Genomic DNA, 25,558 nt, shown 5'->3' on the forward strand with positions numbered 1-25,558 from the left:
GGATGCTGGATGTCCGCAGCGGGCTTTTTAAATGCAACTAATTCAGGAAAGACATCGTCGGGGAGGTCTCTACCCTTTTTTGGGCAGGCGTCCAGGTGGTGTGCCAGTTCGTACTCTCGACAACATGCAATGCGGCATTAATGTTGTCGAGGTATAGCTCGATTTCCTTCCTTGCCGCTGCAGAGGAATAACTCTCCTCAAGACGGGCGGAAAGGGAAATCAACGCGGACTGCAAATAACAAGCGGCTTCGCCGAAGCGAGCCTCCGTATGCCCGGGAGAAGCGAGCCTTAGCTGCTCGAGCATGGATGCGGCCTCGTCATATTTACCCAGGTCATACAAATGTTCAGCCGCTATGAAACATACCTTCTTGCTGTAGCTGTCTTGGTCCTGGAGAGGTAACGCTTCCAATTGATGCAACCTGGAAATTGCTTGTCCCCTGTAGCCTTCATCATAAAGAAAACAGATAAGAGCATAATAAGCACGTTCGCCGCTATCGGCAAGCAGATGTTCCGCGATGGAGATCATGTTGAGCGATATGGCAGTGCGAGCTAATTGTAAAGCCTCCGACATGACGATGAATCGGTCAGGCAGCGAATGCTGAAGGCTCCACTCGCAGAGCTGCCGGATTCGGGTCAGCTGAGCCATTTCGGATCCTTGCGGACGCGGCAGTTCCCGCGGCTGACGGGTGGAATCCCGAAGGTAGCTGTCAATGAACTGCATGGCTTCTGCGGTTTGACCCGCCATGATGAGGCAAGTCACGTACATGATACAGGTATCGGAATATAAACTTCCCTGCTCAGCAAAGCAGCGGGAGGCAAACGGATAAGCCCCGATGTAATATAAAGACCTGCCAACCATGATATGGGATGCCGGAAAGCCGCTTGTTTCGTCCAAGAGCCGTTCGCATATGGCTTGGTCCGGGGTTCCTTGCAGAAGCAGGAGTGCGGCCCATTGATTCAGCGCCTCTTGGGCGTGGGCACCGGAATGAAGCACGACGGTTCTGAAGGCCTCCTCGGCTTTGCCGTAGGAACGCATTCGCATGCTTAATAGCCCGTACTCAAGCCAGCTTAAATCGACTTCCTTCCATCCCGAGCTCGTTGTATCGGTTGTTGCGGATTGTGCAGCATCCTTGAAGCTCTTCAAAGCCTTCTCAAGATACCCCCGTTTTTTGTACCATTTTCCGCGCTCATATTCAGTTGAAGGTGGATTTGTAATCGGATCGGTTTCAATAATAGGTAGTTGTCGCATGTCGAAGCCTCCCAATGATATAAACACCCTTATAGGTGAAAAGGTCATGGTCCGTATTCGAAAAAAATAGAAAAAAGTCGAAAAACAGGTCTACAGAACTAATTTCCCGATCTATTTTCATAAATATTTTTAGAAGATTTAGAAATAATATCCACAATCATCGTTTCGGAGCCCCATTGCTGCTGCCATTGCTTCAGCATAATCCGAATCTGCCAGGCCTGTCCTACCAAATGTATCGAATGGTCACCTTTGTAGCTTTTCATGGGCGGCTTCCTTCTTTCTTGGAAATTTTGATATAATACATCTTATGCACTAGCATGGTCCGCCATGCCGTTTTTAAACAAAGGAGGTCATTTTGTGAGCGATATCGGCAGTAAGACCCGTGAAGCATCGGATAAATTGCTGGAAGAAACCACCTTGTCCACCCAATCTATTTTTGAAGGGAAAATCATATCGCTGCAGGTCGATACGGTGACACTGCCCGATGGGCAGACGGCAACCCGTGAGGTTGTCAGGCATCCCGGCGCCGTAGCGGTGCTTGCGTTAAAAGACGATAAAATGCTGGCCGTCAATCAATTTCGTCAGCCTCTTGGGCGCTGTGAGGTTGAAATCCCTGCCGGCAAGCTGGAGCGGGGGGAAGATCCGCTTGAAGCGGCCAAACGTGAACTGCAGGAGGAAACCGGTTATACGTGCGGCTCGATCCGAAAACTGCATTCCTTCTATACATCTCCGGGGTTTGCCGATGAGATCATTCACTTGTACCTGGCAGAGGATCTGGTCGGAGGCGACATGAACCCCGATGAGGACGAGTTCATAGAGATGATGGAAATCTCGCTGGAAGAGGCGTACTCCCTCATCCAAGAGGAGAGAATCAGCGATGCCAAAACCATTCTCGCCGTCTATGCTTGGAATATGTACAGCTTGACGGGTAAGATCTGATATGCAGCATCCTGATGAGAACGTCTCGGCCGGGAAGCTTCAGTCCTATTACTGCGACATGCATATTCATATCGGTCGCACAAGCAGCGGACAAGCTGTGAAAATAAGCGCAAGCAACAACCTGACCTTTGAAAATATAGCCGTCGAAGCTTCGGAGCGGAAAGGCATTCAGATGATCGGCATCATCGATTGCCATTCTCCTTCGGTGCAGGAAGACATTCTGCAGTGTTTGGACAGCGGCGTCATGCAGGAGATCGACGGGGGCGGAATTGCGTATCGGGATACGGTAATCCTGCTTGGCAGCGAGATTGAAATACGTGAAAGCGGCCGAGGCGCGGCCCATGTGCTGGCTTATTTTCCCGACCTGGGCACGATGCAGGAGTTCACCGGCTGGATGGCCGGATATATGAAAAACGTCCAGCTGAGTTCCCAGCGCATCTATGTCAGTCCGCTGGAGCTGCAGCAAGAGATTACGGCACGCGGCGGGCTGCTGATACCCGCTCATGTCTTTACGCCTCATAAGGGGCTTTACGGCAGCATGGCTGACCGTATGAGCGAGGTGTTCGATCTGAACGGGATCGCGGGCATCGAACTTGGGCTCAGCGCCGATTCCTCGATGGCAGGACGGATTAGCGAGCTGGATGCCTATTCCTTTTTGACCAATTCGGATGCGCATTCCCTCGGGAAAATCGGCAGGGAATACAACCGGATCGACATGGCCAAGCCTTCATTCGCAGAATTTCGCCAGGCGCTTCAGGCTAGCAACCGGAGAAGAATCAGTGCGAACTATGGGCTGAATCCCAGACTGGGAAAATACCATCGTACCTATTGCGTGGGATGCGACAGCATTCTGGATGAAGGGAGCGACGTTCATGATTTGGTCCGCTGCCCGTACTGCGGCAGTACCAAGCTGGTCCAAGGCGTGTTTGACCGAATTCTGAACATCGCTGACCGCACGGAGCCTGTGGTGCCGGAGAGTCGGCCGGCGTATCACTACCAGGTTCCGCTAGAGTTCATCCCGGGTCTAGGGAAGTCCTCCATGTCGAAGCTGCTTGACGCCTTCGGCACCGAAATGAATATCCTTCATCAGGCTACGGAAGCGGAGCTGGCGGCCGTTGCCGGCGAGGGACTCGCGGCAAGCATCGTGATGGCCCGGAATGGGACGCTGCCCTTATCGGCTGGCGGCGGAGGCTCTTACGGGAAGGTGCTCCGGTAAATCGGGTCAACTCTTTCAACCAAGCAGGTCATACAAGGCTGACGATTGTCATAGAGTAGAGTAGAGACACAGAAAGGAGACTCTATTCTATGCAATCATTCCGCCAAGCCTTTAAGGATCAGACGATGCTCTATGTGTTTGTAGGCGTCTTGTTTTTAGTGGGCGTGCTGTTCGGAGCGTTGATGGTCAATGCACTTTCATTGGAGCAACAGCAGGAAATGGCCCGCTATTTAAACCACTTTTTTGTTAACGTGCAGGACGGTGGAGAATCCATGAGTCAGTCTTCTTACTGGAGCATCGCAGCCCTGCATCTGAAATGGATCGGATTGATATGGATTCTGGGATTGTCCGTCATCGGGCTTCCGGGAATATTGATATTGGATTTTCTAAAAGGGGTTCTCATTGGGTTTACGGTCGGTTATCTGGTGGGGCAGTATTCATGGAAAGGTCTGCTGTTCGCCTTGGTCTCGATTGCGCCGCAAAATTTGCTTATCATACCGGTGCTCATGATGTGCAGCGTAGCCGCAATTACCTTCTCGCTCTACATCATCAGGGACCGATTTATCATGAATCGCGGAGGCAGCATGATGAAGCCCTTTGCTTCGTATGCCATGCTGACATTTTTCATGGTCATGCTGACGCTCGGGGTCGCTTCCTTTGAAACCTGGGTAACCCCCGCCATGATGCGCTGGGTTACGCCCATGTTGCTATAATCCGCGAATTTTTCCATAAAGCAAAACCGTTTGACTTTGTTTGTCAAATCCCCCTATAATGAAGGAAGTGAACAATAACGTGCAGTGATTTCCAAGGGGGAGGGAAACGATGGAAGCGCGGATCGACAAAATTAAGCAGCAGCTACAATCCCAAGGATACAAATTAACGCCCCAACGGGAAGCCACGGTAAGCGTATTGTTGGAAAATGAAGACGACCACCTTAGCGCAGAGGATGTATTTATGCTCGTGAAAGAGAAGGCTCCGGAGATCGGTCTGGCAACCGTGTACCGTACCCTAGAGCTGCTCAGTGAGCTTCATGTTGTAGAGAAGATAAATTTTGGCGATGGTGTCGCCCGTTACGACTTGCGGACGGATACTTCGAAGCATCACCATCATCATTTGATATGTACTCAATGTGGAAGCATGGATGAAATACGCGAGGATTGGCTCGGTCCGTTGGAAGAGCGGTTAGAGCGAGAATTCAACTTTACCGTTCATGACCATCGGCTTGATTTCCATGGCATATGCTACCGTTGCAAAGAGAAGGGCAAGAATGACCAGGACAAATCCTAATTTTATATCTTTCAACAAACCGCAGTGATGATCATCACGGCAGCCCTCTACGGCGGTAAGCCGGGAGGGCTTTTTAGATAATTAACTATATTAGGCGGTTCATGCACGCTTATCGTATCGTTCACTTTTCAGCACAAATTATACTTTTACATCATCCAAGTACGTCGATTAGACGTTTTTTTTATTCTTCAGAATAACCGCCGGACCCAATGGCTGATCGGAGATAAGAGGGATGCGGTCATAATCCTGCAGCTTGTATCATAGGCTTTACGTGAAATGATACCTGCAATACCCGCTTTCAATTGAGCGATCGATGCCATGTGAAAGAGAGGCGCTGCCAGTGATTATATCTATTCGAAAAATAGGCTCACTGATCCGTTTTATTTCGATGTTTGCCGTGTTGACCATGTTTTTTTACTTCGTGCTGGGATGGGTAGGCGATTGGCTAACACCAGTGGATCCTTACCGTGCGCCTTCGGGACAAGCGGTAAAGGCTTTTCAGCCGGAGAGCACCATGGACTCCCGTTATTCGCCGGCCGAGCGTCTCCGATTGTATTACTGGTACGGAGAGTGATCGTGCTTGCAAAGGGCCGCGGGAATAGGAGCAAAAGATCATGAAACCATATCTGGACGAATATGTACAATACCTGGAGGACGAGAAGGGACTGTCCCGAAGCACGATAGCATCGTATCGGGCCGACCTTCAAGGATTCCTTGCATTTGCAGCTGAAAGGGAGGTCACCCATCCGCGAGAGGTGAATCGAACGCTGCTCGGGCTGTATGTGGGAAGATTGAGGCAGCAGGGGAAGGCGGCATCGAGCCTGCTTCGATGCACGGCTTCCCTGCGTTCCTTTTTTCAGTATTTGGTGCGTCAAGCCGTTATTGTACAGGATCCGACTCAGCTGCTGGATAATCCGAAGCCGGAACGGAAGCCGCCGAAGTCGCTAACCGTGGAGCAGGTGGACAAGCTGCTGTCGGCTCCCGATTCCGGTACCCCGCAGGGCGCCAGGGACAAAGCGATGCTTGAGCTGCTGTACGCTTCGGGCATCAAGGTCTCGGAATTGGTGAATCTGTCCATCCATGACATCCATTTGGAGATGCGCTTTTTACGCTGCGCGGTTTCCGGTGGGAAGGAGCGTATTCTGCCGATCACCCCGATTGCAGCCGAGAGCGTTGCATTTTATGTGCGAGATATGCGGGACAAGCTGATGCGGGATGCCGGGGAAGACGCGTTATTCCTGAATTCGCTGGGAACGCGCTTGACACGGCAGGGTTTTTGGAAAATTATTAAAAAGTATGGCAAGCTTGCCGGTATTGACGAGGACATCACGCCGCATACCCTTCGGCATTCGTTTGCCATGCATTTGCTGGGGAACGGCGCGGACTTGCGTTCGGTTCAGGAGATGCTGGGACACTCGGCATTGTCCACAACCGGGATGTATCAATCTGCCAAGAAAAGCATGAAGGAAGTATACGATCATTATCACCCGAGATCATAGGGCGGAACTACCGGCACTAGGATCTACAATTTATCATCAGAATAGGAGCGGTATGAATATGAGTTCAGTCCATCAGCAAAGCATTAAGGAAGCAGCAGCATACATACGAGGGCAGAATGGCGTCCAGCCCGAGGTCGGCCTGATATTGGGTTCGGGGCTCGGCGTGTTGGCGGAATTGATTGAGAATCCGGTTTCGATCGCTTACACGGACATTCCTCATTTTCCCGTATCGACGGTGGAAGGACATGAAGGCGAACTGCTGCTGGGCACGATCCACGACCGGCCTGTCGTCCTGATGAAGGGCCGTTTCCACATGTACGAAGGCTACGGCCCGGAAGTGACGGCTTTTCCGGTACGCGTCATGAAGGAGCTTGGCGTAAAGAGCCTGCTTGTTACCAATGCGGCCGGAGGCATCAACACGTCCTTCGAGCCGGGCGACCTCATGCTGATCTCCGATCATCTGAACATGACAGGAACCAACCCGTTAATCGGGCCTAACGATCCGGCGCTTGGCGTGCGCTTTCCGGACATGTCTCAGGCTTACAGCCGTCAACTTCGCCAATTGGCAAAAGAAGTCGCCGTGGGTCAGGGCATCGTGCTGAGAGAAGGGGTTTACGCAGGTTTGCTGGGACCGACTTATGAAACGCCGGCCGAGATTGTCATGCTGCGCACGCTCGGTGCGGACGCGGTAGGCATGTCCACCGTGTCCGAGGTCATTGTAGCAAGGCATGCGGGGCTCGAGGTGCTGGGCATCTCCTGCATCAGCAACATGGCTGCGGGCATACTGGATCAGCCGCTATCCCATGACGAAGTTATGGAAACAGCGGAGAAGGTCCGTGAGAAATTCCTGGCGCTCGTTATGGCCATCATTCCCAAAATGTAATGGTTGTTAGCATGAGGCTGGGCTTTTCGCAGATTTACATCTGCAAGAAGCCCAGCCTCTTTGTTATGTCCTTTTAGATGAATGGCAACAATTTTCCGTAAAATACTGGAATAATTTGTTTTCAACCTGACGACAATGAATAGCAGACCCGCGTACAGCGGGATGCCATTACGAATGTCAGGAGGGGACGGAAGTGAAAAAAGCGTTAATCGCTGGATTTCTGGTTCTAGCCGTGGGATTATCCAGTGCAGCTGTACCAAGTTATGCGGAAGAAAATAGCAAACCCGGCGGAGGATCATCTCAAGAGGAGCTGGCGCCAAGTGCCCGTTCCGCTATATTGCTGGATGCGGATACCGGAACCATTATTTATGAGAAAAACAGCCATGATAAGCTGCCTCCGGCCAGCATCACCAAGGTAATGACGATGCTGCTTACGATGGAAGCCATCGATGAAGGACAATTGAAGTGGACCGATAAGGTGCGCACCAGCGAATATGCGGCATCCATGGGCGGATCCCAGATTTTTCTTGAGCCCGGCGAGGAAATGACCGTGGACGAGATGCTCAAAGGCATTGCCATGGCATCGGGCAATGATGCTTCCGTTGCGATGGCGGAGAAGATTGCCGGCTCGGAAGAAGGCTTCGTGAAAATGATGAACGAGAAAGCGGCGGAGCTCGGAATGAAAGATACGCATTTCGTGAACTGCAACGGACTTCCTGCAGAGAATCATTATACATCGGCCCATGACATAGCGGTCATGAGCAGGGAATTGCTGAAATACGACCAGATCACCAAATATACCGGCGCTTATCAGGATTACTTGCGCAAAGATTCGGAGAAACCGTTCTGGCTGGTCAATACGAACAAGCTGGTGCGGTTCTACACGGGCGCGGACGGATTGAAAACCGGGTATACGTCCGAAGCCAAGTTCTGTTTATCGGCAACGGCCAAACGGGACGGGCTGCGCGCCGTAGCGGTTGTCATGGGGGCTCCGGACACCAAGACGCGGAACAATGAAGTGTCGCGTATGTTTGATTATGCCTTTTCCCAATACACGATGCACTCCATCTATAAGCCTGGCGAAGTGCTCGGTATCGTAAAGGTGCAAAAGGGCAACGTGCCCGAGATCTCGATTCAAGCGGAAAAAGACTACAGCGTGCTTGTCAAGAAAGGCGTAAAGAATCCGGACATCCGTCATGAGATTCAGTTGGATCCGAACCTGAAGGCACCGGTAGCCGCCGGACAAGTCATCGGCAAGCTGTCTGTCTATCAGGGGGAACAGCTCGTGAAGGAGTTCGAGCTGACGTCGCCTGTTAAGGTGGAAAAGGCCGGATTCTGGAAGCTGTTCAAACGGACAACCGGCAAGTTGTTTCATGTAGATTAATGGGAGTTTTCTTCTAGTTTTGTCGTGATGCAGGAATGTCTTTTTCGAATGTAGAAATCCTTGTTCATGTCAGGGAGGAGAGTGAACAAACATGAATCTGCATGTTGATATGGAGCATCACAGGCATGTTCTGATCGTCCGTCTGTCCGGCGAGCTGGATCATCATACGGCCGATCATGTCCGGATGCAGCTGGATGAAGCCATTCAGAGACGTCAAACAGAGCACTTGGTGCTGAGCTTAAAAGACTTGGATTTTATGGACAGCTCAGGGCTGGGAGTCATTCTGGGACGCTATAAATTCATCAAGCAAAAGGGCGGAAAGATGGCGGTGTGCGATGTCAAGCCGCAGGTTTACCGCTTGCTTGACATGTCGGGGCTGTTCAAAATCATGCCGATATACGAGAACGAGGGCACGGCACTCTCGGGTCTGGAGGTAGTGTCATGAGTGAAGGAAGAGCACAGCATAATTTTATGTCGCTGCAGTTTGCCGCTAAGTCGGAAAACGAATCCTTTGCCCGTGTCGCCGTGGCTGCATTCATCTCCCAGATGGATCCCAACATGGATGAGCTGAATGATCTGAAAACGGTGGTTTCCGAGGCCGTCACGAACAGCATCATCCATGGTTACGACAGCGACCCGGAAGGGGTCGTCAAGATTGAAGCCTCGATAGACGGGGATATGATCACGCTGCGCATCGAAGATTCCGGCCACGGGATCGAAGATCTGGAGATGGCGAAGCAGCCGCTGTATACCTCGAAGCCGGAGCTGGAACGATCCGGCATGGGATTCACCATCATGGAAAATTTCATGGACGAATTTGAAGTGGTCAGCGAACCAGGCAACGGTACGTCGATCAAAATGAAAAAGAGGATCGAATCTAAGAAAGCTTTATATAATTAGGGGTTGGACAAATGGATGCCGATGTGAAGAAAACTTCGCAGACTTATTTGGACGACGCGGAGGTCAAACGACTCATTGCACTTAGCCAAAGCGGGGATAATGTCGCCCGGGACACGCTCGTCAACTGTAATATTCGTCTTGTCTGGTCTGTCGTTCAACGGTTTATGAACCGGGGGTATGAGCCGGATGATCTGTTTCAGATCGGCTGTATCGGTCTCCTCAAATCCGTGGACAAGTTCGATCTCAGTTATGACGTAAAGTTCTCTACCTATGCCGTACCGATGATTATCGGTGAAATTCAGCGTTTCTTAAGGGACGACGGGACTCTGAAGGTCAGCCGTTCGCTTAAGGAGATGGCCAACAAAGTCAGGAAGAAGCGGGACGAGCTGTCCAAGCAGCTCGATCGTCTTCCCACGGTGAAAGAGGTTGCCGAAGAGCTGGGGGTAACGCCCGAGGAAGTGGTGTTTGCCCAGGAGGCGAACAAACCGCCAACCTCGATTCATGAGACCGTATTTGAAAATGACGGGGATCCCATCACGCTAATGGATCAGATTGCCGATGATTCGCAGGAACGATGGTTTGACAAGCTGGCCTTGAACGAAGCGATAGGGGGCTTGACCGAACGGGAGCGGCTCATTGTATATCTAAGGTACTATCGGGATCAGACGCAGTCGGAAGTTGCCACCCGGCTGGGCATATCCCAGGTGCAGGTATCGCGGCTCGAGAAAAAAATATTGCAGAGCATTCGAAACGAGATCGCGCAGTAGCGGGATCTATACCGTATCCTAAAGCCTGCACAAAGAAAGCGCCGTCCTTCTGGGACGGCGCTTTCTTGCGGAAATAAGACCGTAACCACTTCAGCGTCTTCCCCCTTTATCTCACTTGACGAACTTTCCCTAAAGGTGGCCTGTCTTCTAAGTGAGATGTCGATGGTTGATTAGCTTGTTTTTTTTGTATAACGGTCCTGGCCGGTCCGGCGATTAAAGAAAGTATGGTAAATCCGAGTAGAAACGATGGCAATTTCCCATACTAACGGTAATTTAGCAGTAAAGGAGTGTTTCGGATGAAGGTTAATCCCACTCCGACGGTGTTTCTGCAGCTGCGGAGCCGAATACGGCTGCCGAGAGACCAGACCGTCAAACTAGGTGATGTCGCCTTCATAGTCTGTGAGCCCGAATGGGAGAAACGGCTCAGAGCCCTGCCGTTGACTCAGCCGAAGGATATCGACGGCAACCGTCTTGTCATGGATCTGATTCAAATCATTCCGAAGATACAAGGGTTGATTCCGGGCGCCCATATTGAACCGATGGGTAACCATCATACCCTGGTGGAGCTTGTCGGTCCGGACAGCAAACGATCCAGACTGTGGTTCCCGCTCATTTGGCTGCTCTTGTTTTTCGGTTCTGCGCTCACCATCATGAACTTTCATGCAGACGTCAACATGCTTGAGGTCCAGATCCGGATTGTCGAAATGGTGACGGGAAAACGAGATGAGCATCCCTATTTGTTCCAGATCGCATACTCTCTGGGGCTCGGATTCGGCATGACGGTGTTCTTCAATCATTTGTTCAAGAAAAAATGGAATGAAGAACCGACCCCGCTGGAGGTGGAAATGTACCTCTATCAGGAAAATCTGGATCAGTTCGTGGTCGCCGAAGAATACCGGAAAATGAATGCCAGTGCCGATACGACGGGGGAAAAACCATGATGTTGTCCATTCTGCAAGGGGTATTTACCTGTGTTCTCGGCGTTGCCGGAGGCATCGCCGTCGGCGGCGGCGTGATTGCGCTCATCATTGTGCTGGACATCATACCGAGATTGTCCCAGTTGACGGCGACCTACAACCGGGTGCATTGGTACGAAGGAGCATTGATAACGGGATCCTTCATTGGCACGGTGGCCGATTTCTGGAGATGGTCCATTCCTTTGGGACCGGTCGTGAGTACCGTAATCGGACTGATGTGCGGAATATTTATCGGCATGCTGGCAGCCGCACTGACGGAAGTATTGAATGTCCTGCCGATTCTGGCCAAGCGGCTCCGGCTGAAGGGGTATTTGTTTGGTCTTCTGATGGCGATGGTGGCAGGCAAGGTAGCGGGTTCCCTGTTCGACTGGTTTGTTTACAGCAAGTGACAGTTATGGCTAGGAGGTAGGTTATGGACGAGAAAACAACGCATGGCGGCGAACTGGAGGCCGGGATTCCGATCATTCCTCCATCGGAGATCAAAGCGCTGGAGGAAGAAGCGCTGAAGGAAAAGAGGGAGGCGGAAACCTCCGACAGCACCAAGGAATCCGTCATTTATTGGCAGCAAACGGACGATGTTCCCGCGAAGCTGAGCGTACTGAAAGAAACGCTTAAGGAAGTGATCGGCCTTGGTGTTTCGTTTGACGTGGTATTCCGCGAGATGAACTTTGCCGGCAGAAATGCGGGGCTTCTCTTTCTAAACGGGTTCACCAACGATGTCGTGGTGACGGAAATTTTGACAAGGCTGACGTACCTGACGCCAGACGACGTTAACAACCATGCGCTTTCCGAAATCATGAACCGCTATATTCCCCATGTTCAGGTGGAGCGGGATACCAGGCTCAGCAAGGTGATTGACGAGGTCCTGTCAGGCCTATGCGCGCTGTTCATCGAGGATGCGCATTCCGCCATCATCCTGGACACCCGGAAATATCCCGTACGGGGACTCGAAGAGCCGGCTGTCGAACGCGTTGTTCGAGGCGCCAGGGACGGGTTTACGGAGACGCTGGTGACAAACGTTAACCTTGTGCGGAGACGGGTTCGTGATCCGGGACTGCATGTGGAGATCATCAAAGTGGGAAGGCGTACGAGAACGGACGTCAGTTTGGTCTTCATCGATGACGTAGCCGACCGTACCCAGGTAGAAGCCATCCGGAAGAAAATCCAGGAAATCGATTTGGAGGGGCTCCCTCTAGGCGACAAGCAGCTGGAGGAAGCGATTGTAAACAAGGGCTGGCACCCCTATCCGCTGGTCCGTTATTCGGAGCGGCCGGACGTGGTATCTTCCCACCTGCTGGAAGGCCGGATCGTCATTATGGTGGATACATCGCCGAGTGTGATGATCATGCCGACCACCTTCCTGGATCTCTGCCAGCATGCGGAAGAGAACCGGCAGACCCCGTTTATGGGGACTTATCTTCGCTGGATACGATTTATAGGCATTTTTGCTTCCATGTTCCTGCTCCCGTTGTGGATGCTGCTGGTTGTCCATCCTGAATTGAAGCCGCCGGGACTCGATATCATCGGTCCGCAGGAGAATGCGAAAATTCCCATTATTTTGCAGTTTCTGATCGTGGAATTCGGGGTGGATTTACTCCGTTTGGCCGCGGTTCATACACCGACGCCGCTCGCATCGGCAATGGGCTTGATCGCTGCGATTTTGATCGGCGATATTGCCGTTAAAACCGGATTGTTTGTCAACGAGGTTGTCTTGTATATGGCGGTTGCCTCCATCGGGATGTATGCAACTCCGAGTTACGAGCTGGGACTTGCCAATCGGATGGTCAGGCTGATCCTGCTGCTGGCCACAGCCTTGTTTGGGGTGAAGGGCTTTGTCATCGGCACAACGCTCCTGATTCTGCTCCTGACGACCCACCGTTCCTATAACTCGTCTTATTTATGGCCGTTTATACCATTTAGTGCAAAAGCGATGGGCGAAATTTTATTCCGCAAACCGCTGCTTCTGTCAAGAAGACGCCCGGCTCTCAACAAAACGCGTGACAACACGAAAATGGGCCCGGAAATGAATCCGAGGGGCGAGCACTAACAATAACACAAATGTTGTGTTGAAAAATCCATTTTGATTACCTTCCGTTGTCTGCTATACTGTGAACAATTATTCGATTACCCTATTTTTGAAACAATGGATCGGAGGAATTGTAAGCATGTTTTTACACGGTACAAGCAAGATTAACGATCAGGGGCATTTGGAAATCGGCGGGTGTGACACATCCGATTTGAAAGCTCAATATGGAACACCACTATATATCGTAGACGAGCAGTCGGTTCGCAACCGCTGCCGGGAATACATCGAGGCCTTTAAGGCTTCCGGTTTGAAGTTCCAAGTCGCGTATGCAAGCAAGGCGTTCTGCGTTATGGCCATGTGCCGATTGGCCGACGAGGAAGGCATGTCGCTCGACGTTGTTTCCGACGGAGAGCTGTACACGGCGCTTCAAGCCGGATTCCCGGCGGATCGGATTCATTTCCACGGAAATAATAAGACGCCGGAAGAGATCGAGATGGCGCTGGATGCCGAAATCGGCTGTTTCGTTGTCGATAACGTGATCGAACTGCATATGCTGCAGGCCATCGCTGCCGAGAAGAACCGCAAGGTCAACATTTTGCTTCGCGTGACACCGGGCGTCGAGGCGCATACGCATGAATATATCTCGACAGGACAAACCGATTCGAAGTTCGGCTTTGATATCGGCAACGGCTCTGCGTACGAAGCGGTGCAGCTTGCGGAAGCACAGGCGAATATTCATCTCATGGGCATCCATTCCCACATCGGTTCCCAGATTTTTGAGGTGGAAGGCTTCCAGATGGCTGTTCAGCGCGTAGCTGAATTTGCAGCTTCCGTAAAAGAAGGCCTGGGCGTCGTGTTCAAGGTCGTGAACCTGGGCGGCGGATTCGGTATCCGCTACGTGGATGGAGATACGCCGCTTCAAGTATCCCAGTATGTAAAAGCGATTACGGATGCGGTAAAGAACCATTTTGCGGGCCTTGGTTCCGAGCTTCCTGAAATTTGGGTGGAACCGGGTCGGAGCATCGTCGGTGACGCAGGTACCACGCTCTACACGGTGGGAACCAGCAAGGATATTCCCGGGGTGCGCAAATATGTTGCCGTCGACGGCGGCATGACGGACAATCCGCGTCCGGCGCTCTACGAGTCGAAATACGAAGCGCTGCTTGCAAACCGGGCTAAAGAAGAGCCGGAAGAAACGGTATCCATTGCCGGCAAGTGCTGCGAGAGCGGAGACATGCTGATTTGGGACCTGGAGCTTCCGAAGGTTGAAACGGGCGATCTGCTGGCGGTGTCCTGCACGGGCGCATACAACTATTCCATGGCCAGCAACTACAACCGGATCCGCAAACCTGCGGTCGTATTCGTGAAGGATGGGCAAAGCAATCTGGTCGTTCGCCGCGAATCGCTTGCCGATATCATCAGCAACGATGTCGTGCCGGCGGGTGTAACAAAAGAAACCGTTACGAGTTTATAAGACGTCAATGTCTCTGGATAGGAAGGGCCCGCCAAAGCCTCCGGCTGCGGTCAGGGCTCTTCGTCCTGCCTTCCGTCGGATATGGTCGCGAGGACGGGGACAAGTTCGTTTTGCTTCGAGGCTCAATTCATAGTAAACTATAACTTGCATTGTAAAAAAATCGATAAAAGCGTTTGAGATAACGGAAGGAGATACACACATATGGCAAAAAAAGCGAAGATCACCTTGGAAAACGGCAAAGAGGTTGTGCTCGACCTGTTCGAGAACGATGCACCGAACACGGTAGCTAATTTTGAGAAATTGGCCAACTCCGGCTTCTATAACGGTCTGGTATTTCACCGCGTAATTCCTGGATTCGTCGCTCAAGGCGGATGTCCGCAGGGAACGGGGACCGGCGGACCGGGTTATACCATTAATTGCGAGATCAATCCTAACAAGCACGAGCGCGGAAGCTTGGCCATGGCGCATGCTGGCCGGAACACCGGCGGAAGTCAGTTCTACGTGTGCTACGAGCCGCAACCGCATTTGGACGGACAACATACCGTATTTGGCAAAGTCGTTGAAGGCATGGAGTATGTGGATGCATTTAAAGGCCGCGACAAAATGGAAAAAGTAGAAGTGTACGAAGCATAATAAATTCAGCATCATGCAAAAACAGGCTCACCCTCAGAGGTGAGCCTGTTTTTTATGGCCGCCGCAAAGGGCGGATTACGCAGGGGCTGGGAACAATCGGCTGAGTTCTTCGGGGACGGGCCGGCTTTTACGTGAGTTTACATCCATCGCCACGCTGGTAACGATGGCATCCGCGCACAGCTCATGCTGTTCGTTGTATATCCGCTGGGCCATGACGTAACTCGTGCGGCCCATGGATTCGGGTTCCGTCACGACGGTCAGCCGTTCGCCTTGGCCGCACTCCTTGCGGTAATTGATATTAATATTGACGGTGACGGTCTGGACCCCGAGCCGTTTCAGCACATCATACCGCAGATCTCCCGCTTCGTACCATTCCTCCCGGCCCCACTCCAGGTATTCGAGGTATTTTGCATTGTTTACATGTCCGTTGACGTCGATCTCCGTGGGACGGACGATAATGTCCAGCGAAGTTTTCATCGTGGCTCGCTCCTTTTCAACTGCTACTTATCTCCTTGCTACCCTACTTAACTGTTCTCCCTTCGGGAAGCGTTCTCCTTCAAAAGTCCATGCTAATGACAGCATTAAAGTTATTCGCTTTAAAAAAGTTAGTTGTTTTTTCTTGCAATTTTCAAAAGGGGGTGATAAGATTCTTCATAAGATCAAACAATTTCATAGGTTTAATCCTTCGGGGCAGGGTGAAATTCCCTACCGGCGGTGATGAACGCAGTGATTGAGCTTATCGAAGCAGAGTGCTGCGTCTTAGTCCGTGACCCGGATATGAATGTGACGTTTCACATCGTATGCGGTGGACCTGGTGCAAATCCGGGACCGACAGTATAGTCTGGATGGGAGAAGGAGTGAGGGACACATAAGCAGCACATGTTATTGTGTCTTTGCGCACAGCGTGACATGCGTTATGTGCAGGTTTTCACATGCAATTCAAAGCTGTGACGGCGTTTTTTTGGTTTCGCCTGTGACGGATTTGGGTCGCTTGTTATACGCGAAATCTGCATTCATGACGGTTATTTATCGTGTCAATGATTAACTTCCATCAAGCCCTGTTTAAGGATTCTTCGGAATCTTTGGCAGGGCTTTTTTGTATGAACGTTGGGAAAGGGGCATGTTTAGCATGGATATCGTCAACGATGAATTCTATATGTCACTTGCGCTGGATCTGGCTGAACGTGCGCAGGGCCAAACCGGGATCAACCCGGTAGTCGGCTGCGTCGTCGTTAAGGACGGTGCTCTCGCCGGGGTGGGCACGCATCTGGAACGCGGAACGCCGCATGCCGAGGTTCATGCCCTGAATATGGCCGGGCCGAAAGCGGCAGGCAGTACCGTGTACGTGACATTGGAGCCCTGCAGTCACTACGGCGCAACGCCGCCTTGCAGCGAGAGGCTTATCGCCGAGGGCGTTCGGCGGGTGGTTGTGGCCTGCGAGGATCCGAATCCCCTCGTGGCGGGCAGAGGGATTCAGATGCTGCGCGCAGCGGGAATCGAGGTTGAAACGGGTATCCTTAAAGATCGCGCTCTTCGCCTGAACGAAGCCTTTGTTAAATTCATTACGACGGGCCGGCCCTTCGTCACGTTAAAGACGGCGAGCACGCTGGACGGCAAGATCGCTTCGAAAACCGGGGACAGCAAGTGGATCTCCAATGAAAAATCCCGGGAGCTTGTGCATACGCTGCGCCATCGCCATCAAGGCATCATGGTCGGCGTGTCTACGGTTATCGCGGATAACCCGAGCCTGACGACCCGGCTTGGCGTTGAGGGGCTTCACCCGGTCAGGATCATCGTGGATTCGAGCCTGAGGATACCGCTCGACAGCCATGTCGTGTCAGACGGATTGGCGCCAACCTGGATCTTGGCGACGGAGCAGGCGGATGATACGAAGCGGTCCGAGTTGGAAGAGCTTGGTGCTCAGGTCTTCCCCTGCGGACCTGGACCACGGGTGGATCTAAAGGTAGCGCTGCTCCAACTGGGACAAAAGGGGATCGCCTCGATTTTGCTGGAAGGCGGCGGTACGCTTAATGGCTCGATGCTGGAGCAGAAGCTGGTGGACCGGCTCATCCAGTTTATCGCCCCCAAAATCATCGGCGGGTATGATGCGCCGGGAAATTACATGTTCAGCGGTTATGAACAGATGAACCAAGCGATTTCGCTGACAGGACTTGAGACCGAAAGACTGGGCGACAATATCTACGTCACCGGCATTCCGGTCTGGAAATAAGGAGCGAGAAAGGAGGGAAGCCTGTGTTTACTGGATTGGTCGAGGAGATCGGCGAGATGCGGCGTATCGGGCGCCAAGGGGAGGCCATGCTGCTGAGCATTTCCGCTAACCGGATTATGGACGATCTGAAGCTGGGCGACAGCGTATCCGTAAATGGCGTCTGCTTGACGGCTACAGCGATCGACAAGGGCGTGTTTACGGTTGACGTTATGCCGGAAACCTATAGAAACACGAATCTCAAGGAGCTGCAGCCGGGCGGGAAGGTTAATTTGGAGCGGGCGATGGCAGCCGGAGGGAGATTCGGAGGCCATATCGTTCAGGGACACGTGGATGGCATCGGCGTCATTCGGAGCGTAAAGGCCGATCAGAATGCAGTGGTATACGAGATTTCGCCCGCGAATGGGGACGTATTCAAATATATCATTCCGAAAGGCTCGGTCACGCTGGATGGAATCAGCTTGACCGTTGTCAAAACGACGGATTCCTCCTTCACGGTGTCCATCATTCCCCACACGCTGGCGGAGACGGTGCTCGCTTATAAAAAAGCGGGCGACACGATTAATATCGAATGCGACATTTTAGGGAAATATGTAGATCACCTGCTGCATTACGGTTCGGAAGGCGCAGGTAGCAGAAGCGGCACGAAATCGAGGATCAGCAGGGATTACCTGGCCGAGCATGGCTTTGCCTAAGCTGTTTCTTGCATATAGAGATATCTCCATGAGAAGAAGGAGGAATAGGGATGGATGAGCGCTTTTCATTTCATACGATCGAAGAGGCGTTATCAGATTTGAAGGAAGGCAAGGTCGTCATCGTTGTTGACGACGAGGACCGCGAGAATGAAGGCGATTTTATCGCATTAGCGGATAAAGCTACCCCCGAGGTCATCAATTTCATGATCACCGAAGGCCGCGGGCTGGTCTGTTTGCCCATGACGCAGACTAGGGCTCAGGAACTCGATCTCAAACCGATGGTGACGCAAAACACGGACTATCATGGAACGGCCTTTACGGTCTCCATTGACCATAAGGACACCACGACGGGCATATCCGCCTATGAACGATCCATAACCGTCAACGGCATCTTGGATCCAAATGCATCGGCCGCCGATTTTCGAAGACCGGGCCATATGTTTCCGCTGATTGCCAAAGACGGCGGCGTTCTTCGCCGGGCAGGACATACGGAGGCGGCTGTCGATTTAGCCCGCCTGAGCGGATCCTATCCGGCAGGCGTCATCTGCGAGGTAATCAAGGAAGACGGCACGATGGCAAGGCTTCCAGACCTGGTGGAGATCGCGAAAAAGCATGATCTGAAGCTGATCAGCATCAAGGATCTGATCCATTACCGCAACGAAAAAGAAAAGCTCGTACAGCGCGAGGTAGCCGTGCGGATGCCCACCGACTACGGCGTGTTTCAGGCCGTAGCCTACACCAATGACGTGGACAACAAAGAGCATGTCGCATTGGTAAAAGGGGAGATCGACCCGAGTGAGCCGGTTCTCGTCCGCGTGCATTCCGAGTGCCTGACAGGGGATGTGTTCCACTCCCATCGCTGTGATTGCGGTCCGCAATTTGAGGCGGCCCTCCGCCAGATCGATGAAGCAGGCAGAGGCGTGCTTCTCTATATGCGCCAGGAGGGGCGGGGCATCGGCTTGATCAACAAGCTGAAAGCCTATAAGCTGCAGGAAGAAGGGCTCGATACCGTCGATGCGAACCTGAAGCTAGGCTTTGCGGCGGATCTGCGCGATTACGGCATCGGAGCCCAGATCCTGAAGGATTTGGGCGTAAGGAAGATCCGCCTGCTGACAAACAATCCGCGTAAAATCAAGGGTCTCGAAGGTTACGGCCTGGAGGTCGTGGAGCGGGTCCCGATTCAAATGCCGGAGAACGAGGATAATACGGGCTACCTGCACACCAAGCAAGCGAAGCTCGGTCATATGCTGAAGTTCAATGATATCGAGCAGAACGAGAGTGCTAACTAATCACCAACAATAAAAGGTCAATCATGGAGTAGGTTTGCCTCACGGAATAACCCAGCGAAGAGGGCGGAATGCTGCTGGAGAAGCGTCAGCGGTCGCCTTTAAATCCTGATTTCTTCCCTGAGAAATTAGATCATGAAATCAGGAGTTAACAGCGATCGGAAGCAGCAGCCGTCAGCGCAGCGGGCAATCACCTCGATGTCATTCCAAATCCATGTTTGACCTTATATAAACTCCAACCCGAAAGGAAGTCATCCAACATGGCAACAATATTTGAAGGTCATTTAGTATCCGAAGGTTTGAAATACGGCATCGTGGTAGGTCGTTTCAACGAATTCATCACCAGCAAGCTGCTTGGCGGCGCACTGGACGCCTTGAAGCGTCACGGCGCACAGGACAACGAAATCGACGTCGCTTGGGTGCCAGGAGCGTTTGAAATTCCGCTCATCGCCCAAAAGATGGCAGAAAGCGGCAAATACGATGCGATCATCACCCTGGGAACCGTCATTCGCGGCTCCACCACGCACTATGATTACGTGTGCAACGAAGTGGCCAAGGGGGTGTCCGCCATTAACCTGAAGACCGGCGTACCAACGATTTTCGGCGTCGTCACGACGGAGAACATTGAACAAGCCGTCGAACGCGCGGGAACGAAGGCAGGCAATAAAGGCTGGGATTCCGCCATGGCGGCCATTGAAATGGCGAACTTGACGAAAAGCCTAAAATAGTGCTTATTTAATGTAGTGCTCTTTTTATAGAGCACTGCATTTTATTTTTGGCGGGAGGATTCACCGTGACCGTATTATACAAGCTGGAAACGTTTGAAGGACCGCTCGATCTGCTGCTGCACTTGATTGATAAAGCGGAAATCGACATCCAGGATATTCCCGTCAGCGAGATTACCGAACAATACATGGCCTATTTGCACAACATGCAGGAGCTGGAACTGGAAATTACGAGCGAATTTCTGGTGATGGCTGCAACGCTGCTGTCTATAAAGAGCAAGCTATTGCTTCCGAAGCCTCCGGTTATCGAAATGGACGAGTTCGATTTTTTTGAAGAGGATGACATGGATCCGAGAGCGGAACTCATCGCGAAGCTGATCGAATACCGCAAGTACAAAGGAATCGCCCGTCATCTGCATGAGAAGGAATGGGAACGCAGCATGATTTACTCCAAGGAAGCGGAGGACCTGACTCCTTACATGCCGGAAGTGGAAGAGAACCCGGTTCAGGGATTACATATCTCGGATTTAATCGCAGCTTTTCAAAAAGCGTTAAGCAAAGCCGTCAAACGGACATCGTATGCCCGCATCCAGCGGGATGAAATATCGGTTAAGGACCGGATCCGGCAGGTGATGGACGCTCTGGAGCAGGTCGGGCCGGGAGGCCGGATTCTGTTCTCCAAGCTGCTGCACGAGGAGATGGAGCGCCATGAAATCGTGGTGACCTTTCTGGCTATCTTGGAGCTGATGAAGATGAAGCAAATCCTGTGCTACCAAGAGAAATTGTTTGAAGATATCGTCATGGAGTGGAGAGGGGAAGAACGCATTGATGGATTATCCGAAGCTGAAATCGATTATTGAGGGGCTTCTGTTCTTGGCGGGAGAAGAGGGCTTGTCGGTAAAGCAAATTGCTGAAATCACCGAGCAATCGGATGGCCTCGTTGGCGAAGCGCTGGAGGATATGAAGGAAGAATGGGAGCGATATGAACGGGGAATTCAGATCGTGCAGATTGCAGGGAGCTACAAAATCGCGACGCTGGCCGAGCACGCCCCGTATTTCGAACGTCTGGCGTATTCGCCTTCACGCTCCTCATTGTCGCAAGCCGCGCTCGAGACGCTTTCCATCGTGGCCTATCGGCAGCCGATTACGCGGGTGGAGATTGAAGACATTCGCGGCGTCAAGTCCGAAAGAGCCATCCATACGCTGGTAAGCAAAGGGTTGATTGAAGAAGTCGGACGCGCGGAGGCGATTGGCAGACCGATTCTGTATGGAACGACCAAATCGTTTCTGGATTATTTCGGACTTGCGAACATCAAGGATCTGCCGGAGCCGTCGCAATTCGAGGATAACGATTCATTGGAAGAGGAAACGCAGCTGTTATTCGACAAGCTTGACGGACAACAGCTTACGTTTGATGATGTGGAGGAAAGCTAGCCACATTATATTGTATAATGCTTCATTTGAGAAATGGGTCCTGAGCGTGGATAATCCGCGTCCGGGACCTTTTTTTGTCGTTCCGGCATATGAAAGCAGAGGATCGGAGCAGTTTCGCATCATTTGGAGACCCTTTTGCCATACTAAGCCAAGCGGATTACATTTTACTAAGTTCGTTTTGGGGGTTACTTCGTGAGGATATGGATCTTTCTTGCGGTCGGTCTGGTCGTTCTCTTTATCGTATTGCTGATCGTTGTGCTAAGCTCGAAGGTCACGATAAAGCTGGATGTGGTTCTAAGAAAAAATGAATATAAAGTATTGGCGGAAATGAAAATGCTTTTTGGATGGATCACGCGCAAATACGAAGTTCCCTTTCATTTGGCCAACGGTGGCATTGAGTATAAAAAAGAGACCGTTCCCGTGGACGAGGGGACTGAGCTCGGTTCTAAAGAAAACAAAGAAACTTCAAGACGAACCATACGATACAGGGACTATGTGCGGGTCTTGCTGACTACGAAGGGATTTAAAAAGTGGGCAAGGCAAACGATGGCGGCCGTTCATCTCATGGATGTGCACTGGTCAACCCGGATTGCCTTGGAGCATGCGGCCGATACCGCGGTTGCAACCGGATTGCTTCATGCTGTTAAGCATACCATTATGGGTTGGATGTCGTACCGGCTGATTATGGATGAGCTGCCGGAAATCCAGGTGGTACCGGTCTTTAACGGTCCGCCGCAAATTTCCACAGAGCTTTGCTGCATAGCGAAAATCTCCTGCGGAAAAGCTATGTATGCTGGACTGGTACTTATAGTTCGCGTGTTAAAGGTGAAAGGAGGAGTTAGATCATGGCAGAACACCCTATTCAAGGCTTGATGCAAACGGCTATGGAGAACATCAAGGGAATGGTGGACGTGAATACGATCGTAGGCGACCCCGTGAATACACCTGACGGCAGCGTCATTTTGCCAATCAGTAAGGTGGCGTTTGGTTTTGCAGCGGGCGGGAGCGACTACAACGTTGAAGCAGGCGGCACACACCATAATACCGCTAACGGGACGCATACCGACCATAATGCCCTTCCTTTTGGCGGCGGCAGCGGCGGTGGCGTGTCCATTCGGCCGATAGCTTTCCTGGTCGTGGGTAAAGAAGGCGTGCACATCGTTCCGCTGGACAACCAGACACATCTGTTTGAACGGATTATCGATGCGACCCCGTATTTACTCGATCAAATCCAGTCGATGTTTCAATCGGGAAGCAATGCCGCAGGCAGCACGACGCCTCCGCCGGCATACTGATTGAAGCAGGCAGATCCCTTTCGTTCATGACGGAAGGGATTTTTGCTGCAATGAAATGGACATACCTTCAGCGAGGACGACATATACTTGTACAAGATTTCTGAACACCGGAGGATAAAATGATGAAAATGAAATGGACGAACCGCAAGTCTATGTTATCCATGTTGATCGCCATATGCTGCTTGCTGGTTACGGCTGTCCCTGTACATGCAGATCACGAGCAAGGCCCGTCCAATCATGCACAGGCAGCTGCGCTGATTGACGTGACGTCCGGGAGAATGCTGTACAGCAAGAACGGGGACGAGCGTTTAAGAATCGCCAGCTTGACCAAGATTATGACCGCCATCGTGGCCATTGAACACGGCAAGCTGGATGATCGCGTCAAAGTCTCCAAGAATGCTTTTGCCAAAGAGGGCTCCTCGATCTTCCTGAAGCTTGGCGAGGAGATGACCCTTGAGAATCTGCTGTACGGCTTGATGCTGCGCTCCGGCAACGATGCCGCCACGGCCATTGCGGAGCATGTCGGCGGTACGGAAGAAGGCTTTGTGTTATTGATGAACGAGAAGGCCGCCTCGCTCGGCATGACGAATTCGCATTTTATGAATCCGCATGGACTGGATCACGACGAACATTACTCGTCAGCGCATGACGTAGCCAAACTGACGGCATATGCCCTCAAGAATCCGGTCTTTAGCGAGATCGTCAAAACCCCTACCAAGAAAGCGCCCAACCCGAATGAAGCATGGGACTACAAATGGGACAACAAAAACAAAATGCTGCGCTTCTACGAAGGGGCGGACGGCGTCAAAACGGGTTACACCAAAAAAGCATTCCGCTGCCTGGTGAGCTCCGCTACTCGTAACGGTCAGCAAATCGCAGCGGTAACGCTGAATGACGGCAACGATTGGAACGACCATTCCAACATGCTGGATTATGGCTTTGCTCATTTTCCACTGAAAAAGGTCACGGAAAAGGGACAGAAAATCCAGGGTTATCCGCTCGTCACGGGCAGTTCCTTCACTTATGCGTTCGCGCATGATGAGGAAGCGCGCCTGGTGAAGAGACTGGTCCTGCATAAAGCAAGCACGCCCGACTTGTCTTTTGGGCTGCGGGGGCATATTGAGCTGCTGCTCGATAATGTCAGCATCGGCAAGGTTCCGGTCTACGCGGAAGGAAGCAAACTTCCTGAAGCCCCTGAGGCCTTGCAAAAGTCCAGGAGCGCTCTGGGACCCGTCGGTTCCTTGTCGCTTTGGCAGTCTGCAGGAGAAGTGCTCCGGCATCTGTTCAGGGGCGCACATAACTAGCCTTCGCTAAAGAATCGTGTATTCTCATAACAGCGGGGCAGCAAAACGGGGGCGAAGAGATGATCAATTTGATTTGGATGGGGATGATTGTGATCGGGTTTGGTTTTGCGGCCGTCAACGGGAACATCGACAGCGTCACGAAAGCCGCATTCGACGGAGCCCAAACGGGCGTGACCGTCTCCTTCGGTCTTATCAGCATACTGGTATTCTGGCTTGGCATGATGCGGCTCGCAGAGGACTCGGGTCTGCTGAAAAAAGTGGCCAGGCTGCTGGGGCCGGTTGTCCGCTTCCTGTTCCCGGATGTACCGAAAAATCATCCCGCAATGGGATACATATTGTCCAATATGAGCGCCAATTTGTTCGGTCTGGGCAATGCGGCGACCCCGATGGGAATCAAAGCGATGCAGGAGCTTCAGAAATTGAATCCGGATAAGGAAACGGCATCTCCGGCGATGTGCACGCTCCTGGCGTTAAACACGGCCAGCATTACGTTGATACCGACAACGCTGATCGCGATCCGGCTTAATTATGAATCTGCCAATCCTTCGGAAATCGTCGGAACCACGCTATTGGCCACTGCGATTGCGACGGCCGCGGCAATTATCGCCGACCGATGGTATCGCAGACGAACGATGCGCCGCCAGAAGCCGCCCGGAATCGGTACAGGCCTGAACCCGGACGTGAAGGGGTGATGAGTCTTGCTGTCTTGGATTAATATCGTTTCCGCCTGGTCAATACCCATTATTATCGCATTTATTCCTCTTTATGCTTATACGCGCAAAGTGCCCGTATACGAATCGTTTGTGGACGGAGCCAAGGACGGCTTCTCCACGGCGATCGGAATCATTCCGCATTTGGTCGGCATGATGGTAGCCATAAGCGTATTCCGCTCTTCCGGCGCCCTGGAGTTTTTTGTCGGTTGGACGGGCCCTTTTCTGCAATCGCTCGGCGTACCGAGCGAGATACTGCCTTTGGGAATATTACGGCCACTGACAGGTACGGGCTCCCTCGCTTACACAACGGAGCTGATCCGCGCATACGGACCGGATTCGATGATCGGCCGAATCGCTTCGACCATACAGGGAAGCACGGACACAACCTTGTACGTGTTGACCGTCTATTTTGGCGCCGTGGGCATCCGCAATGGCCGCTATGCGTTGAAGGTCGGACTGTTCTCCGATTTGGTCGGGTTTATTGCGGCGATTGCCGTCTGCTTGCTGGTGTTCGGTTAATTGATTTCATCGACGACTGTCAGAAAGCCAAAAGCAAGGCATATAGTAAGAAGGTGCGTTTTTTCAATGTAACAGGACGTATGCCTATACCCTTGATTCCGCCATGTCATATACTGCTGCAATCAC

The 25,558-nt window shown here is 52.0% G+C and carries 30 protein-coding genes and 1 riboswitch; of the genes, 27 read left to right on the plus strand and 3 right to left on the minus strand.

The features are described from left to right. Positions 1–37 precede the first annotated feature (37 nt). Together GYMC10_RS10675 and mciZ are read right to left on the minus strand one after the other, a co-directional pair. Positions 38–1,249 carry a tetratricopeptide repeat protein gene (locus GYMC10_RS10675; protein ID WP_015734479.1) on the minus strand — a complete coding sequence of 404 codons (1,212 nt, stop codon included), beginning with the start codon at positions 1,247–1,249 and terminating at the stop codon, positions 38–40. Positions 1,250–1,347: 98 nt separating this feature from the next. Beyond that, positions 1,348–1,512, minus strand: a complete 165-nt coding sequence (gene mciZ, locus GYMC10_RS31825; RefSeq protein WP_015734480.1) for a Z-ring formation inhibitor MciZ — start codon at positions 1,510–1,512, stop codon at positions 1,348–1,350. Between the two features lie 94 nt (positions 1,513–1,606). Here mciZ and GYMC10_RS10680 point away from each other — a divergent pair, with 94 nt between their 5' ends. The 16 genes from GYMC10_RS10680 (at position 1,607) to GYMC10_RS10755 (ending at position 15,234) form a co-directional block, all read left to right on the plus strand. Continuing rightward, positions 1,607–2,188: an NUDIX domain-containing protein gene (locus GYMC10_RS10680; protein ID WP_009595101.1), complete on the plus strand. Its 582-nt coding sequence runs from the start codon at positions 1,607–1,609 to the stop codon at positions 2,186–2,188. Between the two features lies 1 nt (position 2,189). Continuing rightward, on the plus strand, positions 2,190–3,404 hold the full coding sequence (locus GYMC10_RS10685; RefSeq protein WP_015734481.1) for an endonuclease Q family protein: 1,215 nt from the start codon (positions 2,190–2,192) through the stop codon (positions 3,402–3,404). Positions 3,405–3,493: 89 nt separating this feature from the next. Continuing rightward, positions 3,494–4,117: a stage II sporulation protein M gene (gene spoIIM / locus GYMC10_RS10690; RefSeq protein ID WP_009595126.1), complete on the plus strand. Its 624-nt coding sequence runs from the start codon at positions 3,494–3,496 to the stop codon at positions 4,115–4,117. A gap of 109 nt (positions 4,118–4,226) precedes the next feature. Further along, positions 4,227–4,691, plus strand: coding sequence for a Fur family transcriptional regulator (locus tag GYMC10_RS10695; RefSeq protein WP_006209405.1), 465 nt, complete (start codon positions 4,227–4,229; stop codon positions 4,689–4,691). 340 nt (positions 4,692–5,031) lie between these two features. Then, positions 5,032–5,265, plus strand: coding sequence for a YqzK family protein (locus GYMC10_RS10700; RefSeq protein WP_009595237.1), 234 nt, complete (start codon positions 5,032–5,034; stop codon positions 5,263–5,265). A gap of 40 nt (positions 5,266–5,305) precedes the next feature. Next, the gene (locus tag GYMC10_RS10705; RefSeq protein ID WP_015734482.1) at positions 5,306–6,190 is read left to right on the plus strand and encodes a site-specific tyrosine recombinase; all 885 of its coding nucleotides are present in this window, start codon (positions 5,306–5,308) and stop codon (positions 6,188–6,190) included. Positions 6,191–6,248: 58 nt separating this feature from the next. After that, entirely contained in the window at positions 6,249–7,073 is an 825-nt protein-coding gene (locus tag GYMC10_RS10710) for a purine-nucleoside phosphorylase (RefSeq protein ID WP_015734483.1), read from the plus strand. A 193-nt stretch (positions 7,074–7,266) separates the two neighbouring features. Further along, positions 7,267–8,457, plus strand: coding sequence for a D-alanyl-D-alanine carboxypeptidase family protein (locus tag GYMC10_RS10715; RefSeq protein ID WP_015734484.1), 1,191 nt, complete (start codon positions 7,267–7,269; stop codon positions 8,455–8,457). A gap of 91 nt (positions 8,458–8,548) precedes the next feature. Beyond that, positions 8,549–8,902 (plus strand): anti-sigma F factor antagonist, encoded by a 354-nt coding sequence (gene spoIIAA / locus GYMC10_RS10720; RefSeq protein ID WP_009595152.1) that lies wholly within the window; start codon positions 8,549–8,551, stop codon positions 8,900–8,902. Continuing rightward, complete coding sequence (gene spoIIAB / locus GYMC10_RS10725) at positions 8,899–9,357, plus strand: anti-sigma F factor (RefSeq protein WP_015734485.1); 459 nt, start codon at positions 8,899–8,901, stop codon at positions 9,355–9,357. Before spoIIAA ends, spoIIAB begins: the two co-directional genes overlap by 4 nt. 11 nt (positions 9,358–9,368) lie before the next feature. Next, positions 9,369–10,124 (plus strand): RNA polymerase sporulation sigma factor SigF, encoded by a 756-nt coding sequence (gene sigF / locus GYMC10_RS10730; protein WP_009595135.1) that lies wholly within the window; start codon positions 9,369–9,371, stop codon positions 10,122–10,124. Between the two features lie 296 nt (positions 10,125–10,420). After that, complete coding sequence (locus GYMC10_RS10735; RefSeq protein WP_015734486.1) at positions 10,421–11,065, plus strand: stage V sporulation protein AA; 645 nt, start codon at positions 10,421–10,423, stop codon at positions 11,063–11,065. Beyond that, positions 11,062–11,490: a stage V sporulation protein AB gene (locus GYMC10_RS10740; RefSeq protein WP_015734487.1), complete on the plus strand. Its 429-nt coding sequence runs from the start codon at positions 11,062–11,064 to the stop codon at positions 11,488–11,490. Before GYMC10_RS10735 ends, GYMC10_RS10740 begins: the two co-directional genes overlap by 4 nt. 23 nt (positions 11,491–11,513) lie before the next feature. After that, positions 11,514–13,148, plus strand: coding sequence for a spore germination protein (locus GYMC10_RS10745; protein ID WP_015734488.1), 1,635 nt, complete (start codon positions 11,514–11,516; stop codon positions 13,146–13,148). 118 nt (positions 13,149–13,266) lie between these two features. Then, positions 13,267–14,601: a diaminopimelate decarboxylase gene (gene lysA / locus GYMC10_RS10750; RefSeq protein ID WP_015734489.1), complete on the plus strand. Its 1,335-nt coding sequence runs from the start codon at positions 13,267–13,269 to the stop codon at positions 14,599–14,601. A 201-nt stretch (positions 14,602–14,802) separates the two neighbouring features. After that, a complete protein-coding gene (locus GYMC10_RS10755) occupies positions 14,803–15,234 on the plus strand; it encodes a peptidylprolyl isomerase (RefSeq protein WP_009595227.1) in 432 nt (143 codons plus the stop codon). A 75-nt stretch (positions 15,235–15,309) separates the two neighbouring features. Here the strand turns inward: GYMC10_RS10755 and GYMC10_RS10760 are convergent, their stop codons facing one another. Next, positions 15,310–15,711: an acyl-CoA thioesterase gene (locus GYMC10_RS10760; RefSeq protein WP_015734490.1), complete on the minus strand. Its 402-nt coding sequence runs from the start codon at positions 15,709–15,711 to the stop codon at positions 15,310–15,312. Positions 15,712–15,911: 200 nt separating this feature from the next. Next, a riboswitch (FMN riboswitch) is annotated at positions 15,912–16,095 on the plus strand. Between the two features lie 268 nt (positions 16,096–16,363). Between GYMC10_RS10760 and ribD the strand changes: the two genes are divergently transcribed. From ribD to GYMC10_RS10815, 11 genes are all read left to right on the plus strand, one after another. Next, positions 16,364–17,464 (plus strand): bifunctional diaminohydroxyphosphoribosylaminopyrimidine deaminase/5-amino-6-(5-phosphoribosylamino)uracil reductase RibD, encoded by a 1,101-nt coding sequence (gene ribD, locus GYMC10_RS10765; protein ID WP_036665720.1) that lies wholly within the window; start codon positions 16,364–16,366, stop codon positions 17,462–17,464. 23 nt (positions 17,465–17,487) lie between these two features. Further along, positions 17,488–18,156 (plus strand): riboflavin synthase, encoded by a 669-nt coding sequence (gene ribE / locus GYMC10_RS10770; protein ID WP_015734492.1) that lies wholly within the window; start codon positions 17,488–17,490, stop codon positions 18,154–18,156. Between the two features lie 50 nt (positions 18,157–18,206). Continuing rightward, positions 18,207–19,445 carry a bifunctional 3,4-dihydroxy-2-butanone-4-phosphate synthase/GTP cyclohydrolase II gene (locus GYMC10_RS10775; protein WP_015734493.1) on the plus strand — a complete coding sequence of 413 codons (1,239 nt, stop codon included), beginning with the start codon at positions 18,207–18,209 and terminating at the stop codon, positions 19,443–19,445. A 257-nt stretch (positions 19,446–19,702) separates the two neighbouring features. Next, entirely contained in the window at positions 19,703–20,170 is a 468-nt protein-coding gene (gene ribE / locus GYMC10_RS10780; RefSeq protein WP_009595158.1) for a 6,7-dimethyl-8-ribityllumazine synthase, read from the plus strand. A 65-nt stretch (positions 20,171–20,235) separates the two neighbouring features. Next, positions 20,236–21,027, plus strand: a complete 792-nt coding sequence (locus tag GYMC10_RS10785; RefSeq protein WP_015734494.1) for a segregation and condensation protein A — start codon at positions 20,236–20,238, stop codon at positions 21,025–21,027. Further along, entirely contained in the window at positions 20,996–21,601 is a 606-nt protein-coding gene (scpB, locus tag GYMC10_RS10790; protein WP_015734495.1) for an SMC-Scp complex subunit ScpB, read from the plus strand. The genes GYMC10_RS10785 and scpB overlap by 32 nt, the downstream gene beginning before the upstream one ends. 192 nt (positions 21,602–21,793) lie before the next feature. Next, positions 21,794–22,474 carry a DUF2953 domain-containing protein gene (locus GYMC10_RS10795; RefSeq protein WP_015734496.1) on the plus strand — a complete coding sequence of 227 codons (681 nt, stop codon included), beginning with the start codon at positions 21,794–21,796 and terminating at the stop codon, positions 22,472–22,474. After that, complete coding sequence (gene ytfJ, locus GYMC10_RS10800) at positions 22,447–22,896, plus strand: GerW family sporulation protein (protein WP_009595256.1); 450 nt, start codon at positions 22,447–22,449, stop codon at positions 22,894–22,896. The genes GYMC10_RS10795 and ytfJ overlap by 28 nt, the downstream gene beginning before the upstream one ends. A gap of 119 nt (positions 22,897–23,015) precedes the next feature. Next, positions 23,016–24,200 (plus strand): D-alanyl-D-alanine carboxypeptidase family protein, encoded by a 1,185-nt coding sequence (locus GYMC10_RS10805; RefSeq protein ID WP_015734497.1) that lies wholly within the window; start codon positions 23,016–23,018, stop codon positions 24,198–24,200. A 59-nt stretch (positions 24,201–24,259) separates the two neighbouring features. Further along, entirely contained in the window at positions 24,260–24,892 is a 633-nt protein-coding gene (locus GYMC10_RS10810) for a nucleoside recognition domain-containing protein (RefSeq protein ID WP_015734498.1), read from the plus strand. Between the two features lie 6 nt (positions 24,893–24,898). Beyond that, complete coding sequence (locus GYMC10_RS10815) at positions 24,899–25,432, plus strand: spore maturation protein (protein WP_015734499.1); 534 nt, start codon at positions 24,899–24,901, stop codon at positions 25,430–25,432. The last annotated feature ends 126 nt before the right edge of the window (positions 25,433–25,558 follow it).

It is taken from the genome of Paenibacillus sp. Y412MC10, from assembly GCF_000024685.1.
Taxonomy (GTDB): Bacteria; Bacillota; Bacilli; order Paenibacillales; family Paenibacillaceae; genus Paenibacillus_AQ; species Paenibacillus_AQ lautus_A.